17 protein-coding genes and 1 tRNA gene are annotated in these 15,449 nt (G+C 52.1%); 6 read left to right on the top strand and 12 right to left on the bottom strand.

Annotated elements, in window-relative coordinates; all coding sequences use genetic code 11:
* Window positions 1-22 precede the first annotated feature (22 nt).
* On the bottom strand, window positions 23-2,551 hold the full coding sequence (mdoH, locus tag AAER43_RS08225) for a glucans biosynthesis glucosyltransferase MdoH (RefSeq protein WP_023338244.1): 2,529 nt from the start codon (window positions 2,549-2,551) through the stop codon (window positions 23-25).
* Window positions 2,544-4,097 carry a glucans biosynthesis protein MdoG gene (gene mdoG / locus AAER43_RS08220; RefSeq protein ID WP_032628846.1) on the bottom strand — a complete coding sequence of 518 codons (1,554 nt, stop codon included), beginning with the start codon at window positions 4,095-4,097 and terminating at the stop codon, window positions 2,544-2,546. The genes mdoH and mdoG overlap by 8 nt, the downstream gene beginning before the upstream one ends.
* A 254-nt stretch (window positions 4,098-4,351) precedes the next feature.
* Here mdoG and mdoC point away from each other — a divergent pair, with 254 nt between their 5' ends.
* Window positions 4,352-5,491 (top strand): glucans biosynthesis protein MdoC, encoded by a 1,140-nt coding sequence (gene mdoC, locus AAER43_RS08215; RefSeq protein WP_023337083.1) that lies wholly within the window; start codon window positions 4,352-4,354, stop codon window positions 5,489-5,491.
* Between the two features lie 35 nt (window positions 5,492-5,526).
* Here the strand turns inward: mdoC and ymdB are convergent, their stop codons facing one another.
* The 5 genes from ymdB to csgB form a co-directional block, all read right to left on the bottom strand.
* Complete coding sequence (gene ymdB, locus AAER43_RS08210) at window positions 5,527-6,069, bottom strand: O-acetyl-ADP-ribose deacetylase (RefSeq protein WP_014883339.1); 543 nt, start codon at window positions 6,067-6,069, stop codon at window positions 5,527-5,529.
* An 81-nt stretch (window positions 6,070-6,150) separates the two neighbouring features.
* Window positions 6,151-6,471, bottom strand: coding sequence for a hypothetical protein (locus AAER43_RS08205; RefSeq protein ID WP_014883338.1), 321 nt, complete (start codon window positions 6,469-6,471; stop codon window positions 6,151-6,153).
* 159 nt (window positions 6,472-6,630) lie between these two features.
* Window positions 6,631-6,963: a curli assembly chaperone CsgC gene (csgC, locus tag AAER43_RS08200; RefSeq protein WP_023337081.1), complete on the bottom strand. Its 333-nt coding sequence runs from the start codon at window positions 6,961-6,963 to the stop codon at window positions 6,631-6,633.
* Window positions 6,964-7,023: 60 nt separating this feature from the next.
* The gene (gene csgA, locus AAER43_RS08195; RefSeq protein WP_014883336.1) at window positions 7,024-7,476 is read right to left on the bottom strand and encodes a curli major subunit CsgA; all 453 of its coding nucleotides are present in this window, start codon (window positions 7,474-7,476) and stop codon (window positions 7,024-7,026) included.
* A 41-nt stretch (window positions 7,477-7,517) separates the two neighbouring features.
* A complete protein-coding gene (csgB, locus tag AAER43_RS08190; protein WP_014883335.1) occupies window positions 7,518-7,973 on the bottom strand; it encodes a curli minor subunit CsgB in 456 nt (151 codons plus the stop codon).
* Between the two features lie 756 nt (window positions 7,974-8,729).
* On the opposite strand from csgB, the gene csgD reads away from it, so the two are divergent.
* From csgD to csgG, 4 genes are read left to right on the top strand one after another with little or no spacing between them, the layout of a single operon-like run.
* Window positions 8,730-9,380, top strand: coding sequence for a biofilm master transcriptional regulator CsgD (gene csgD / locus AAER43_RS08185; protein ID WP_014883334.1), 651 nt, complete (start codon window positions 8,730-8,732; stop codon window positions 9,378-9,380).
* 4 nt (window positions 9,381-9,384) lie between these two features.
* On the top strand, window positions 9,385-9,774 hold the full coding sequence (gene csgE, locus AAER43_RS08180; protein WP_014883333.1) for a curli production assembly/transport protein CsgE: 390 nt from the start codon (window positions 9,385-9,387) through the stop codon (window positions 9,772-9,774).
* Between the two features lie 23 nt (window positions 9,775-9,797).
* Window positions 9,798-10,211 carry a curli production assembly/transport protein CsgF gene (gene csgF / locus AAER43_RS08175; RefSeq protein WP_014883332.1) on the top strand — a complete coding sequence of 138 codons (414 nt, stop codon included), beginning with the start codon at window positions 9,798-9,800 and terminating at the stop codon, window positions 10,209-10,211.
* A gap of 26 nt (window positions 10,212-10,237) precedes the next feature.
* Window positions 10,238-11,071 (top strand): curli production assembly/transport protein CsgG, encoded by an 834-nt coding sequence (gene csgG, locus AAER43_RS08170; protein WP_014883331.1) that lies wholly within the window; start codon window positions 10,238-10,240, stop codon window positions 11,069-11,071.
* 43 nt (window positions 11,072-11,114) lie between these two features.
* Here the strand turns inward: csgG and AAER43_RS08165 are convergent, their stop codons facing one another.
* From AAER43_RS08165 to ghrA, 4 genes are all read right to left on the bottom strand, one after another.
* Window positions 11,115-11,597, bottom strand: coding sequence for a DUF1097 domain-containing protein (locus tag AAER43_RS08165; protein ID WP_072093713.1), 483 nt, complete (start codon window positions 11,595-11,597; stop codon window positions 11,115-11,117).
* Between the two features lie 96 nt (window positions 11,598-11,693).
* Window positions 11,694-12,248, bottom strand: a complete 555-nt coding sequence (locus AAER43_RS08160; protein ID WP_047624973.1) for a molecular chaperone — start codon at window positions 12,246-12,248, stop codon at window positions 11,694-11,696.
* 20 nt (window positions 12,249-12,268) lie between these two features.
* Window positions 12,269-13,006: a phosphatase gene (locus tag AAER43_RS08155; protein ID WP_014883328.1), complete on the bottom strand. Its 738-nt coding sequence runs from the start codon at window positions 13,004-13,006 to the stop codon at window positions 12,269-12,271.
* An 84-nt stretch (window positions 13,007-13,090) separates the two neighbouring features.
* Window positions 13,091-14,029 (bottom strand): glyoxylate/hydroxypyruvate reductase GhrA, encoded by a 939-nt coding sequence (gene ghrA / locus AAER43_RS08150; protein ID WP_023332669.1) that lies wholly within the window; start codon window positions 14,027-14,029, stop codon window positions 13,091-13,093.
* A 232-nt stretch (window positions 14,030-14,261) separates the two neighbouring features.
* Here ghrA and AAER43_RS08145 point away from each other — a divergent pair.
* Window positions 14,262-14,349: transfer RNA gene (locus AAER43_RS08145), tRNA-Ser, on the top strand.
* 132 nt (window positions 14,350-14,481) lie between these two features.
* Here the strand turns inward: AAER43_RS08145 and AAER43_RS08140 are convergent.
* On the bottom strand, window positions 14,482-15,387 hold the full coding sequence (locus AAER43_RS08140) for a LysR family transcriptional regulator (protein WP_014883326.1): 906 nt from the start codon (window positions 15,385-15,387) through the stop codon (window positions 14,482-14,484).
* Between the last annotated feature and the right edge of the window lie 62 nt (window positions 15,388-15,449).

Below are 15,449 nucleotides of genomic sequence, written 5' to 3'. Positions count from 1 at the left end.
CTTACCCGCCCTGGTTAACAACTTACTTCGCCTTCAGTGCAAGCGGATTCAGCTTCACGTCTTTGTAGTAGTTCACCCACGAAGAATACTTTTCCGGAGCGGACCATACGCGATAGTGAAGCCTTGCCATCGTGACCGGATCGCTCAGCAGCACCAGGCGACGGTCGCGGTTGAGTTTTTCCGGCGTCTCGTTAAGCGCCTGCTCAACGTGACGATCGCGGGCAATCTCCAGCACATGACTTGCACGGTGACGCGCCGTCGCCATGGCTGTTGCCAGGGCGTTAAATGACGGGTTAAACACGGCGTGCATAAAGCCATCATCCAGCGTGCGATTGCGGTTCTGCTCCAGATAGGTATCGGTATCCACCAGCACCTTCGGCGGGGAGTACTCTTCCGGGATCAGGAACAGTTTCCAGCGTTTAGTCCGCAGTCCCACCGTTGAACGGCTGGAGATCACAGAGACGAACGGCGACAGGATCAGCGAGAAGACAATCGGCGCCAGCCAGAACAGGAAGCGCAGATCCAGCCAGGCCATGCCCGCCGCCCACACCAGACCCAGCAGCAACTGAGAACCGTGACGCATGAAGGCTTCGCCCCACGGCGTGGAGTCGTCATCACGCTGCGGTGAGTTCCAGACCACTTCCCAGCCCAGGAACGCACTGACCACAAACACGGTGTGGAACAGCATACGCACCGGTGCCAGCAGCACGGAGAACAGCACTTCCAGCAGCAGTGAAAGGGTCACGCGGAAGAAACCGCCGTACTCTTTCGAACCTTTGCACCAGATCAGGATGATACTGAGCAGCTTAGGCAGGAACAGCAGCACCATGGTAGACGCAAACAGCGCAATTGCCAGCTCCGGACGCCACTGCGGCCACACCGGGAACAGCTGGCGCGGTTGCAGGAAGTATTGCGGCTCCGTCAAAGCATGGACGACCTGCAATGCAGTAGAGAGCGCAAGGAACATGAACCACAGCGGTGCAGAGAGATAAGACATCACGCCCGTCAGGAACACCGCGCGGTGAACCGGGTGCATCCCTTTGACAAGGAACAGGCGGAAGTTCATCAGGTTGCCGTGACACCAGCGGCGGTCACGCTTGAGCTCATCCAGCAGGTTCGGCGGCAGCTCTTCGTACGATCCCGGGAGGTCGTAGGCAATCCAGACGCCCCAGCCCGCACGACGCATCAGCGCAGCTTCCACGAAGTCATGCGACAGAATAGAACCGGCAAACGAACCCTCACCCGGCAGCGGCGCCAGCGCACAGTGTTCAATGAACGGCTTCACGCGAATAATGGCGTTGTGACCCCAGTAGTGCGATTCACCCAACTGCCAGAAGTGCAGACCGGCAGTAAACAGCGGCCCGTAAACACGGGTGGCAAACTGCTGGCAGCGCGCATAAAGCGTGTCCATACCGGACGCTTTTGGCGAAGACTGAATGATCCCCGCGTTCGGGTTGGCTTCCATCAGACGCACCAGACCGCTCAGGCAGTCACCGCTCATGACGGAGTCCGCATCCAGCACCACCATGTAGCTGTACTGGTTACCCCAGCGACGGCAGAAGTCATCGATGTTACCGCTTTTACGCTTCACACGACGGCGACGACGACGGTAGAAGATCTGACCTTCGCCCTGTACTTCTGCAATCAGCTCCATCCACGCTTTTTGTTCTGCAACGCAGATATCCGGGTTGTAACTGTCGCTCAGAATATAGACGTCGAAATGCGCCGCGTTGCCGGTCGCCTTGACGGACTCCCAGGTCGCACGCAGGCCCGCAAATACGCGGTCAACGTCTTCGTTACAAATAGGCATGATCAGCGCGGTACGATGCTCAGGATTGAGGGGTTCATCCCCGACCGTTGACGCTGAAATGCTGTATTTGTCCCGCCCCATCAGCAATTGCAGGAAGCCCATTAGCGCGGTCCAGAAACCGGCCGAAACCCAGCAGAACAGAACCGCAAACAGCAGGAGGATGCCGCTTTGCAGGATATAAGGCAGTAGCTGCATGAAGGAGACCCAGAGATCCTGGCCCATCATGTCCGTTGGGTTAATAAACGCCCAGCCCTGGTAAGGCAGAATGGTTTTCATGTACCAGGTCGCGACAACCGTTTGTGCCAGCGTCAGAAGCAGCAGGATGTAACGGCGAATAGTCCCCACGGTACGCCATTTCTGCTCAGAGGCCTGCTCTTCTTTCGTCAGGCGTGACAGATAGCGCGGCGTCACATCACGCCCACGCAGGCGATCCCAGAAGCGGCCAACCGGGTTGGTGCGCCATGGATCGGGGAACATAGAGGAACGCGTCGCCTTCGGCATCGCCTGAAGCTGATCGCGTCCTTCGTCGTCTTTAATCAACTGCCCTTCTGCCAGCGAGTCTGGCCATGCCTGCTCCAGACGCGCTTTTACTGACCCCAGCGGCGTATCATCATCACGGGAAAACTGACGATGTTCACCATCCAGCGCGGTGTGAACCGCGCGGATGTCGCTCTTAGGCAGCGCCGCTTTTTCGATATCCGTCAGCGGCATGGCATCAATATATTCAGATGTATTATTCATTGGCAGGTAGCTGATAGCTCCAGGTTTCACTCAGCGGCTGATCGTCACTGACCAGCGCAGCACGCATTTCAGTGGTCTGTTTCGGATCTTTCACTTTCACGCGCAGGGTCAGACGCCAGCCTTTGGTTACCGGATTGTAACGCACCGTGTTTTCAACGATTTCACCGTTATCACCAATGCTGGCCTGAGCCGACACCGCCGTATCCGGAGACAGTTTCTTCATATCCTGGCCTGTGAAGTCCACGACAAACGCCACGGTACCGTCAGGCTGACGGATAAGGTTAGACTGCTTCACATCACCTGTTGAGCGGCGAGTCTGCATCACATACGCGTTATCCGGCGCATGCAGCTTATCTTCGTCGCGGCTGAAGGTAATGGTGTACTTGAAGTTCATCTCTTTCCCGGCTTCCGGGAGTTGATCCGGCGTCCAGTAAGCGACGATGTTATCGTTGGTTTCATCGTTGGTTGGAATTTCAACCAGCTCTACCTTGCCTTTACCCCAGTCGCCTTTCGGCGTAACCCAGGCGCTTGGACGCAGGTCATAACGATCGTCCAAATCTTCAAAGCGAGAGAACTGACGGCCACGCTGCAGCAGGCCAAAGCCCTGCGGGTTTTCCATCGCAAAGCTGCTTACTGCCAGATGTTTCGGATTATTCAGCGGACGCCAGATCCACTCACCGTTACCGGCATGAATAGACAGACCATTGGAGTCATGCAGTTCCGGGCGGAAGTTGGTTGCCGGCGACGGCTGGTTTGGCCCAAACAGGAACATACTGGTCAGCGGCGCAACGCCCAGTTTGCCCACTTTGTCACGCAGATAGACTTTAGACTGCACGTCAACGACCGTGTCACGACCCGGCATAATCACAAAGCGATAGGCACCGGTTGCGCGCGGAGAGTCCAGCAGCGCATAAATAGTCAGACGTTTGTCCGTTGGTTTTGGACGTTCAATCCAGAACTCGCGGAAACGCGGAAACTCTTCCCCTGATGGCAGCGCGGTATCAATGGCCAGACCACGCGCAGAAAGCCCGTACACCTGCCCCGCGCCAATCACGCGGAAGTAGCTGGCGCCAAGCATGCTGACGATTTCGTCGTTTTTATCTTTGCTGTTAATCGGGTAAAGCACCTTGAATCCTGCGAAGCCCAGGTCTTTCACCGTATCTTTGTCGTGTTGCACATTGCCAAAATTGAAGTAATCCGGGCTGTACTTGATCTTACGTACCGCGGTCGCCGTCACTTCATTGATGGCAACAGGCGTGTCGAAGTACATACCCTGATGATAAAATTCAAGCTTGAACGGGGTTTTAATGTTGTTCCAGTACGCTTTATCGTGATTGAACTGAATCTGCTGATAGTCCGCATACTTCATGTCGCGGAAAACGGAGGGCAAGTTACTTTTCGGCGCTTCGTAGCTCTTGCCTGCCATCGATTTTGCCTGTTTTGCGACATCGTCGATGTTAAAGGCCAGTGCCGATGAGGTATACAGTGATAACACGACTGCAGCACCCACCCAACGCATTTTCATCATCTGTGGTTTATGTTTCATAATAAGTAAGCACTTCCCCCTTTGTGTGCTTATATCGATCCGATCCATTTTAATGGAAACTCAGGCAATCCGACAACATAATCACTGCTTTGTTCAGCTACTGGCTCATGGATTAAGCAAATGAAAGAACCCGCGATTCACTTTGCGTGCTTATCCTGGAGACAGTGTGTCGGTCTTGGTGTAGGGTTGGCGTCGAATGTAACCATTATGAGTCTTAGGGATAAGACGAAAAGTCTGAGAATGCACAAAGTTATATGAGCACATCACCAACAGAACGTGAATATTTCCTCGACTCGATCCGGGCATGGCTGATGCTATTGGGGATCCCCTTTCACATTTCACTGATTTACTCCAGCCACACGTGGCATGTTAATAGCCAGATGCCGTCCTGGTGGCTCACGCTGTTTAATGACTTTATTCACGCCTTCCGTATGCAGGTGTTTTTTGTCATTTCAGGCTATTTCTCCTACATGCTTTTTTTACGCTATCCGCTGAAGCGCTGGTGGAAAGTCCGCGTAGAGCGCGTGGGTATTCCTATGTTGACCGCCATCCCGCTGCTGACGCTGCCGCAGTTCATTATGCTGCAGTATGTTAAAGGCAAAGCAGAGAACTGGCCGAATCTTACGCTGTATGAAAAATACAATACGCTGGTCTGGGAACTGGTGTCTCACCTCTGGTTCCTGCTGGTACTGGTGGTACTGACCACGGTCAGCCTGGTGATCTTTAGCCGTCTGCGCCGTCATTTAAGCACGACCGCTGACGCCTTCTTCGCCAACGTCACGCTGGGCAAACTGTCGGTGCTCTTTTTGCTGCTTGGCGTTGCTTATGCCGCCGTGAGACGCACTCTGTTTATCGTCTACCCACCGATACTGAGCGACGGGTTGTTTAATTTTGTGGTGATGCAGTCGCTGTTCTACATTCCGTTCTTTTTAATTGGCGCACTGGCGTTTATTTATCCGAAGCTTAAAGCCTTGTTTACCACACCGTCACCGTGGTGCGCAGTGGGTGCCGCCTTCGCGTTTGCGGCCTATCTGCTGAACCAGCGCTACGGTAGCGGCGACGCCTGGATGTATGAAACGGAAAGCGTGATCACTATGCTGCTGGGCTTGTGGATGGTGAATGTGGTGTTCGCACTCGGCCACCGCTTGCTGAACTTTAAGTCCAGCCGCGTGACCTACTTCGTCAATGCTTCACTGTTTATCTATCTGGTGCATCACCCGTTGACGCTGTTCTTCGGGGCTTACATCACGCCGCATATCGCCTCTAACACGCTGGGCTTCTTTACCGGACTGGTGTTTGTAGTGGGCGTGGCGATCGTGCTCTACGAGATCCATCTGCGGATCCCTCTCCTGCGTTTCCTGTTTTCAGGCAAGCCCCAGACGAAAACTGCCTGAGCAGCGTGGCGCACTGACGGTGCGCCACGTTTGTTTCAACTCTCCAACGCTTGTCTGCGCTGCGCCAACAACCGCTGATACAGATGCAGGGTGTCTTCATCAAAACAGACAAAGGTCACCTTCTCTGGCAGCGGTTTCAGCGACAGGTAGCGGTAAACGGTTTCTACCGCGATGGTCGCCGCTGCCGCCTTAGGATAACCATACACGCCGGTACTAATTGCCGGAAACGCCATCGTTTTGTATCCGTTGTCGGCGGCAAGCCGTAGGCAGTTTCGGTATGCCTCTTCCAGCAGACTCGCTTCATGGTGGTCGCCGCCCTGCCATACTGGGCCAACGGCGTGAATCACCGCTTTGGCCGGAAGGTTGCCCGCAAGCGTAATCACCGCATGGCCCGGCGGGCATTCGCCCTGTTGCTGACGCACGATTTTACAGGCTTCCAGCAGCTGCGGTCCGGCAGCGCGGTGAATAGCACCGTCAACCCCGCCTCCCCCCATCAGGGAAGGATTGGCCGCATTGACGATGACATCGACATGCTGGGTCGTAATATCGCCATGAATCACTTCAATTTGCGGTTTCATAAAAGCCCTCTGCTACCCGCCTTTTTCTTAAGTGTATCGCAGAGGGGTTATTGAGAAAAACGATCGGCGGTAAAACACGAATTAGCGGTACTGGATCTGAACCACTGCGAGCGTTTTTTCAGGATTAAGGTATTTCATATCCACTGTCGCCAGGCTGGAAGGTGTCGTCATGCCGTTCAGCGCATCGTCGTAACTGACCATACGGGTTTGCATACGGTTTTTATCCGGGCACGATACCGCCAGCTGCCGATGTTGCTGCGTAACTTCACACGGGTCAGCAACGATTGCACCGCGAAAGTGAATGACGCCCCCTTCCGCAAAAGTGGCCGAATGTGCAGGAACGATAAAGGCAGAAACGAGCAGGCCCAAACCTGAAATAAGATGTGCAAAATTGTGGGTCACGATAGGTACTCCTCAATGAAAATCGTCCATGAGGGGCAAACGCGCTTCATTATGTTAACGAAGTGTCACGTTACGGAACATTACGACACAGTTCCTGATAACAGCATAGCTCAACGGCACAGACCCGCCACCTTCGCAACATATTGATATTATGAATGATTAGAGCGCGCGCCCTCCAGGCGACCACTGTTGTGATAAATGAAGTGCTTTTCCATCAGTGACGGTTACCACGATCGTTACCGTGTCTCCCGCAGAGATATTTAAACTCAAGCGCATTAAATCAATCGCCTGATTAGCGGGGATAAAAAGTGTGTTTTGCTGGCGGGATGAACTTTGTCCACTCTGCCCTTCGCGCAAAGAAACAATCTGGACCTGACAATCACACGATTCCGTCAACGTGACCTGCGGAATAATGGTGGTCATATTGCCCTGCTGTGAGGTTTGAAAGGTTATCTGGCTCGACAGCGCGGCGAGGAGAATTAAGGTATTCATAATTAACTCCCGAAAAAAAACAGGGCATCAGCCCTGTTTTTTGTAGCACAGATGTCAGTATCAGTACTGATGAGCTGTCGCGTGGTTACCAAAGCCAATCTGGGTAACGTTGACGGTGGAGTTAGACGCCGTCTGGTCTACCAGTGCGCCGTTAAGGCCACCGTACTGGCTGACATTCATCACGGAATCTTTACTGTTCCACTGATCAAGTGTCGCACTGTTGCCAAATCCGTTCTGGGTCAGGTTAATGCTACTGTCGTCAGACCCCTGGCCAACGTCAGCGCCGTTACCACCACCGGTCTGGCTAATATTCAGAACTGAATTTCTGGCATCAGTCTGCAGGGCCAGCGCGGAGTTACCGCCACCATTCTGGTAAATATTCAGGGTTGAATTTGGGCCACCGTATCCGCCATGACCATGTCCATGACCCCATCCGCCCTGGTTAATCATACCAGCCATAGCACTACCAGAAACTACGATTGCTGCAAGTGCTGCCACTTTGATAAATTTCATGGTAAACCCCCATCGGATTGATTAAAGTCGTCGCGAAATAACTAGCGTTGAATAACGCGAATTGCCATCTGCGACTGTTTCTGCACTACAACTGCGGTTTTCTGCGTACCGTACTGCGTAATATTTGCTCTATTACCCGACCCTTTCTGGATAATTTTTGCACTGTTACCATATCCATCTTGCGTAATACCTGCATCGTTCCCGTTACCGCTCTGATCGATCCAGGCAATATTGTAAGTCCCTGATTGATCAACTCTCGCTCTGTTGCCTGCACCATCCTGGGAAACGACTGACAAGAGTTTCGACCCTTCCTGGCGAATCTGAGCGTCATTAAATACGCCCTGTTGACCAATAATGGCTGCCTGATTTAATGATGAACGACTTAATTCATTAACCGCAAAATTATATTCAGCATTCGCCAAATCAGTATTAGCCGCGGTTACAAATCCAGGCACACCCAGTAATGTAAACATCAAAAATAACGATGTGTTTTTCATGTTGTCACCCTGGACCCGGCTACCTGAAAACACCCTGTTCGTATTTCGTGTTAAACGACTCGTTTTTTTGTTAACGCGTCGTTACGGTGAAGAGTATGTCCGCTGAAACATTTTAAATATCTCACCCGCGTGGCTTATTTTTATTTATCAGGTCACCACAAAGTCGTAATTTGCAGAAAAAATACACATTACACAGGCTGGTTTAATTTTTTATAGAATATTTATGCGCGTTGTGTCGTACAACGACGACAAGCCTGCCCACGCTTCCCTCCGCGTTGTTTAAGCGTAACGGCAGGATGGCATTTTGTTCATCACGTGTCACAGGACGTGTTTTCTTAAGCCAGAGAGAGGAGAACATAATGGCTTAGAAAGTATCAGTTACTCATACCAAAGCTTAACGTCTCCAAAATAAAAATTAAGACATAAAATCAATCAGTTAATAAAATTTGTATGATTTTTAAAATCTGTGCACACCTATTTATATGTACAACTTTCATATCAAATAACAACATTCAAAACAGCCAATACTCACAAATTAATATTGATTTTTACATATTGTTACATGATTAACACTTGCTTTAAACTTCGTAAAAGCTAGATTGAAATTAGCTGTACGAAATTGGTTTTATATTTACCTCCCTGTGGAGGTTATGTTCTGATTCTACACACAGCAGTGCAACATCTGTCAGTACTTCTGGTGCCTTCCTCTTTTCAGGAGGGCAGCTGTCAGGTGCCAAAAATAAGTGGGGTTTCATCATGTATAATGAAGTCCATAGTTTACATGGTCATACATTACTGTTGATCACAAAACCTTCTCTGCAAGCGACAGCTTTATTACAACATTTAAAGCAATCTTTATCATTGAACGGGAAATTGCATAATATTCAACGTTCTTTTGATGATATTGCGCCTGGCAGCATCATTCTGTTTGATATGATGGAAGCTGATAAGAAGCTTATCCATTACTGGCAAGATAACTTAAGCAGGAAAAACAATAATATCCGCGTGTTATTATTGAACACTCCTGATGAATACCCTTTCAGAGATATTGAAAGCTGGCCGCATATCAATGGCGTGTTCTACGTCACTGAAGAAGAAGGCCGGGTGGTAGAGGGTCTGCAGGGCATATTGCGCGGAGAGTGTTATTTCTCGCAAAAGCTGGCCAGCTACCTCATCACGCACTCCGGTAACTACCGCTATAACAGTTCGGAATCAGCGCTGCTCACGCACCGTGAAAAAGAGATCCTGAACAAACTACGCATTGGTGCTTCAAATATTGAAATCGCCCGTTCGTTATTTATCAGCGAAAATACGGTAAAGACGCACCTTTATAATCTTTTCAAGAAGATAGCTGTTAAAAATCGAACTCAGGCTGTTTCATGGGCAAACGATAACCTCAGGCGTTAATCACATGAAGCGCACGTTGAGTTGGATCGCCGCAGCGAGTTTCTTGCTCGCTGCAGGGAACCTGCAGGCCGTCGAGGTCGAAGTTCCCGGATTGTTAACTGACCACACAGTCTCATCGATCGGGCACAGTTTTTACCGGGCCTTCAGTGATAAATGGGACAGTACCTACACGGGTAATTTAACAATCAACGAGCGGCCCAGTGCACGTTGGGGAAGCTGGATAACCATCACGGCTAATCAGGACGTTATTTATCAAACGTTTTTATTCCCCTCGAAAACAGACTTCGATAAAAACGTGGCCTTAGCACTGGCTCAAACTGAAGACGCTATTAATCGCCTGCAAATAGACAAAGCGCTATTAAGCACCAGCGATTTAGCAAAAGATGAGTTCTAGCGAACCGATATGCGGAGGCTGTCATGCGTATTGCATATGCAGTTGTTTCGATAATGCTTATTACCCCTCTTTGCTGGGGCGGAAATATGACGTTCCAGTTCCGTAACCCTAACTTTGGCGGTAACCCTAACAACGGTGCGTTCCTGCTGAATGAAGCTCAGGCGCAAAACTCCTATAAAGATCCCAGTTATAAGGACTTTACCGTTGATACCCCTTCCGCACTGGATAACTTCACCCAGGCTATCCAGTCGCAAATTTTAGGGGGATTGCTGACAAACATTAACACCGGCAAGCCCGGCCGAATGGTGACCAACGATTTTATTGTCGATATCGCCAACAGAGACGGACAACTTCAGTTGAACGTAACCGATCGTAAAACCGGAAAAACCTCCACCATTGAGGTTTCTGGCCTACAAAGCAATTCAACTGATTTTTAAACAATAGCTAAATAAGGACAACGATCATGCAGCGCTTCCTGATATTTGTTGCAGTGTGCTTATTGAGCGGTTGTTTAACTGCTCCGCCTAAAGAAGCTGCAAAACCAACATTAATGCCTCGGGCTCAGAGTTATCGTGATTTAACCCATTTGCCTTCTCCAACGGGCAAAATATTTGTCTCGGTATACAACATTCAGGATGAAACAGGGCAATTTAAGCCCTACCCGGCCAGTAACTTCTCCACGGCAGTGCCGCAAAGCGCCACCGCCATGCTGGTTACCGCACTCAAGGATTCGCACTGGTTTATACCGCTGGAACGCCAGGGGCTACAGAACCTGTTAAATGAACGAAAAATTATTCGTGCTGCACAGGAGAATGGCACCGTCGCGGACAATAACCGAATGCCTCTGCAGTCTCTGGCTGCGGCAAACGTCATGATCGAAGGCTCGATTATCGGATATGAGAGCAACGTTAAATCGGGTGGTGTGGGAGCACGTTACTTTGGGATTGGCGCGGATACCCAGTATCAGCTCGACCAAATTGCCGTTAACCTGCGTGTCGTCAACGTCAGTACCGGTGAAGTGCTCTCCTCGGTAAACACCAGCAAAACGATATTGTCTTATGAAGTCCAGGCGGGGGTATTCCGCTTCATCGACTACCAGCGTTTACTGGAAGGTGAAATTGGTTATACCTCGAATGAACCGGTCATGATGTGTCTGATGTCAGCCATTGAAACCGGCGTGATCTTCCTGATTAACGATGGTATCGATCGCGGGCTGTGGGATCTGCAAAACAAATCAGACGTGCAGAACCCGATCCTGGTGAAATACCGTGATATGTCCGTGCCTCCGGAATCCTGACAGGAAGCGCATAAAAAAGGCGAGATGATTATCTCGCCTTTTTTTATTCACTCACCGCGGTGATGTTTTGCGTTTTTTCCCGTCGCGCCGCCAGCCAGAGACCGCTGTTCTTCATGGCATAGCCAAACAGCAACCCCAGCGCCAGTGAAGGGACGACCAGCTTCCACTCCCCCTGTCCGGCAAAGGTCGCGCACGCCCCCATAAAGGTGCCCGGTACAAACGACAGCAGCAGATGCTTCGCCTGAATACACATCAGGAAGGCAACGACCCCCGTCATGACGTAGCCCAGGATCTCCAGATGCGGCGCCAGCGCGCTGCCTTTGATGATAACCAGCGCCCATATAACGCCGCTCATCAGCGTGCAACCAGAGATAAAGAGCCCTTTCAGCCCTCCCTGCGGGCAGGCGAAATAGGCCGTGCAGCCAAGGAAGCCAGCCCAGCTTAATAAACCAAGAGACACCGCCACCCATCCCCAGATACCGGAGAGAATGCCCGTCGTGATTGCAATACTAAGTAATATGTTCATGGTGCGCATCTTAGCAGATGCGCACCATGGAAATGAGATCAGAAGCACATTACGTGCAAGTTGAAATGTATCGTTGCAGAATTTTTGTGATGTAAATCACTCTTCACTCTCTTCTTCCAGCTCATCCCACATTGCTGCGATGGCGTCGCGCGTCAGCGGAGCCAGCGTTCTCCAGAACGGAGAGGTGGCGTGGGCTTCAACTTTCCCCAGGAAGGTTCCAACCCACGGCAGCAGATACGTCTCGAAGAGAATTTCGATGGCTTCATTTTCATCATCACCCGCGTTGTCTTCGATCCAGGAGGCCGCCAGCAGCAGAGTACCAATATGATCGGCTGGCGTATCGCTCAGCGGCATACCGCGCTCAGAGAGGAATGCCCGCACTTCCGCTTCGGTCGCCCCTTCCTGCCAGGCAGAACGGTAGGGCGAAACGCGGCACTCTTCACCCACGAACAATGCGTTGTAATCCGTTGAGATCTGCTGCATATCACAGTTTTTCTGCAGACGTTCCAGTAACTCATCCTGTTCCAGCGGCCAGTTCTGCGCCAGCTTACCCTCGCGAATGAGCGTAAACAGCGGAACCAACAGCGGGTCCTGCGGCTGGCGATAATACAGGGAGCCCAGCACGCGGCAAAGGATGGAGAATTCATTCATTGTGTTATTCCGTTATTCAATTAAAGGTCGGCAAATTCATCAACGGGCGTCATGCCGCGCGACTCCAGGAAGTCGAGCATACGGCGTGGCGTGACGTTCAGGATCTGTGCTTCCGGGAAATTGACGTCCTGCAGCACTTTCATGCACTCGCCAAAATCCCCCAGCGTGAAGGCCGTGTGCGAATCAGAGCCCAGCGCCACCATCCCTCCGGCATCACGCACGGCGGCTGCCACTTCGCGACAGTTGGCTTCACTGCCTTTACGCGAGTGCACGAACGAGGAGTTGTTAATCTCCAGCGCCACACGGTGTTTCGCGGCGGCCTGCGCCACGGCCTGAATATCAATAGGGTATTTAGGATTACCCGGATGGCTGATGATATGCACATTGCCGCTGGCAATGGTGGCAATCATCGCCGCGGTATTGGTCTCTTTATCCTGCGGCGGGAAAACCGGCTCATGGAAACCAGCAAGGATCAGATCTAAGGAGGTCAGCATCGGGCCGGTGCAGTCGATTTCACCGTCGGTGTTTTTGATGTTCGCCTCAATGCCGCGCAGTATCCCAATGCCATCCACCAGACGTGGCCAGATCCGCATATTCACAAAATGCCAGTAGTGCGGCGCATCCGCCATATCCGGGCCGTGATCGGTTATCGCAAAGAGCTTAATACCTTTTAGCTTTGCCTGGGCGATATAATCATGGAGGTTGCTATACGCGTGGGTGCTGGCGACGGTGTGCATATGCAGGTCAACGGGATACATCTTTCTCTCCTCTGCGGTTTTTCCAAAGGATAGCAGTTATCAGCGGCGAATATTAGCAAAAACCCGGCCAACGCCGGGTTTCTCTCAGTAGCCGCGCTGTCGGTCGACCTGACCGGTAACCGCGTTCCCCTTCTCTATTTCACCGATAGTATGCGAGATATAAGCCACCGCCTCAGCCGGTCGCGTCACGGCGGCGACATGCGGGGTCATTGCCACGCGAGGGTGTCGCCATAGAGGGCTTTCTTCAGGCAGCGGCTCACGGCTGTAAACATCCAGCATGGCACCTTTAAGCTTTCCGCTATCCAGCGCCTTCAGCAGATCCGGCTCCACCAGATGCACCCCGCGCGCCAGGTTCATCAGGTAGCTCCGATCGGCCAGCTGATTGAGCAAGGCTTCGTTGATAATCCCCACCGTTTCCGCCGTATTCGGCAGCAGGTTGATCAGCACGCGTGTGCCTTTCAGAAACGCCGGGAGTTCATCCGTTCCGGCAAAACTCTCAACGCCCGGATACGCTTTACGGCTACGGCTCCAGCAGCGTAACGGGAAGCCCCACGGGGCAAGGGCTTCAGCCACCTTTGAGCCCAGCACGCCCGCCCCGAGGATACCGATGGTAAAGTCTTCACGTTGATATTCCGGCAGTGGCTCCCAGTGGGATTGCTGCTTAAAGGCCTGATAATCATCAAAGCGACGGAACCAGTGCAGGACCTGGCTGACGGCATATTCCTGCATTTGCTGGCCCATACCGGTATCTTCCAGGCGGAACAGGGGGATATCTTCCGGCAGCATCTCCGGGTGTGCCTTCAGTTTGCTCAGAATGGAATCCACGCCAGCGCCAAGCGCAAACACGGCCTTCAGTTTACGGCCCTGAAGCATCTCAACGGGTGGATGCCAGACCAGCGCATAGTCAGCATGTTCGTTATCGCCCCGCTTCCACTCACGAACGCGCGCGCCCGGCAGTGCTGCCGACAGTGCTTTAATCCAATAAGCCGTATCAAAAGTGGGGTGATAGAAGAGTATATCCATAGTCATTCCTGCCTTTTTTCGCGCTGTTTTGTTTTCATTTTCAAATGGATTGTCAGCATAACAAATTTATGGCGCTATGTTATTGCTGATAAAAAAGGCGCTTTTCGCACATTTCGGAATCAGGTTGCCTGAAGTTTGTCTAAACACGCTAAATTACTGAAAAAGTGAGTTGACGGCAGTTCGGCTTTTCCTTACATTAGCGCCCGTCCCGGCAACAACGGGATGACAATATGGTGAGGTGTCCGAGTGGCTGAAGGAGCACGCCTGGAAAGTGTGTATACGGCAACGTATCGGGGGTTCGAATCCCCCCCTCACCGCCATATTCAAGATGAGAGCTCGTACGAAAGTACGGGCTTTTTTCTTTTATATTCTCCAGCTGGGGGGATTCGAACTTTGCTTCCTCTGCGGTGATGGTGTCGGGTGGCGCTTCGCTTACCCGACCTACAAAGAATTTACTCCTCCACCATCCGTGCATACTCTTCGGTTAGAAAATCGACCAGCGCCCTGACCGATGGCAGTAGACCGCGCCGCGAAGGATACACCGCGTGGATCACTTCCCGTCTGGGCTCCCAGGCATCCAGAACCCGCACCAATTCCCCTTTCGCCAACTGATCTTTAACCATTAAAATCGGCAACTGCACCACGCCTACGCCCGCCATCGCCGCTTCCCGCAGCGCCAGCATATCGGTAGTTATAAAGCGCGGCGTGTAGTGGATTTCGGCTTTCGCTCCCTCCGGACCGCTCAGATCCCATTTATGCAGTTGCTTGCCCGCCCCCATACTTAAACCCGGCCAGTCGCTGAGTTCAGCAGGCATCATCGGGTTGCCCATCCGCTCAATCAACGCCGGGCTCGCCACCAGGCAGTGTCCTCTGTCAGCCAGCACCCTTAACACCAGATCGCTGTCATCAAACGGACGCGGACGAACGCGGATCGCCACGTCAATGCCTTCACCTACCAGGTCAACCCGCCGGTTGGTGGCCTCCAGCTGAAGATTGATCCCCGGGTAGCGCGCCATAAACCGCGCCAGCATGGGCCCCACATGAACGTGCAGCAACGTGACAGGACACGTTATCCTGACAACACCGCGCGGTTCAGCCTGTAAGGCAGCCACCGCCTCCTCCGCCGCTTCAGCCTCGACCAGCATGGCTTTACAGTGCTGATAGAACGTTTGCCCCACCTCCGTCACCGTAAACTGCCGCGTGGTACGCTGTATCAACCGCACACCCAGCCGCTCTTCCAGCTGCGCAATCCGGCGACTCAGTTTCGATTTAGGCTGATCGAGCGCCCGACCTGCCGCTGCAAACCCACCGTGGTCCACCACTTTCACAAACCACACGAAATCATTGAGATCCTGCATACGCCCTCATTGTTCCATTTTAAGAACAGTGAATGTCATTTTCACTCTCTACCGGGATATTA

It is taken from the genome of Enterobacter sp. FUJ80071, assembly GCF_038739915.1.
Classification (GTDB): domain Bacteria; phylum Pseudomonadota; class Gammaproteobacteria; order Enterobacterales; family Enterobacteriaceae; genus Enterobacter; species Enterobacter kobei.
This window is presented reverse-complemented; position numbering and strand designations above follow the sequence as displayed.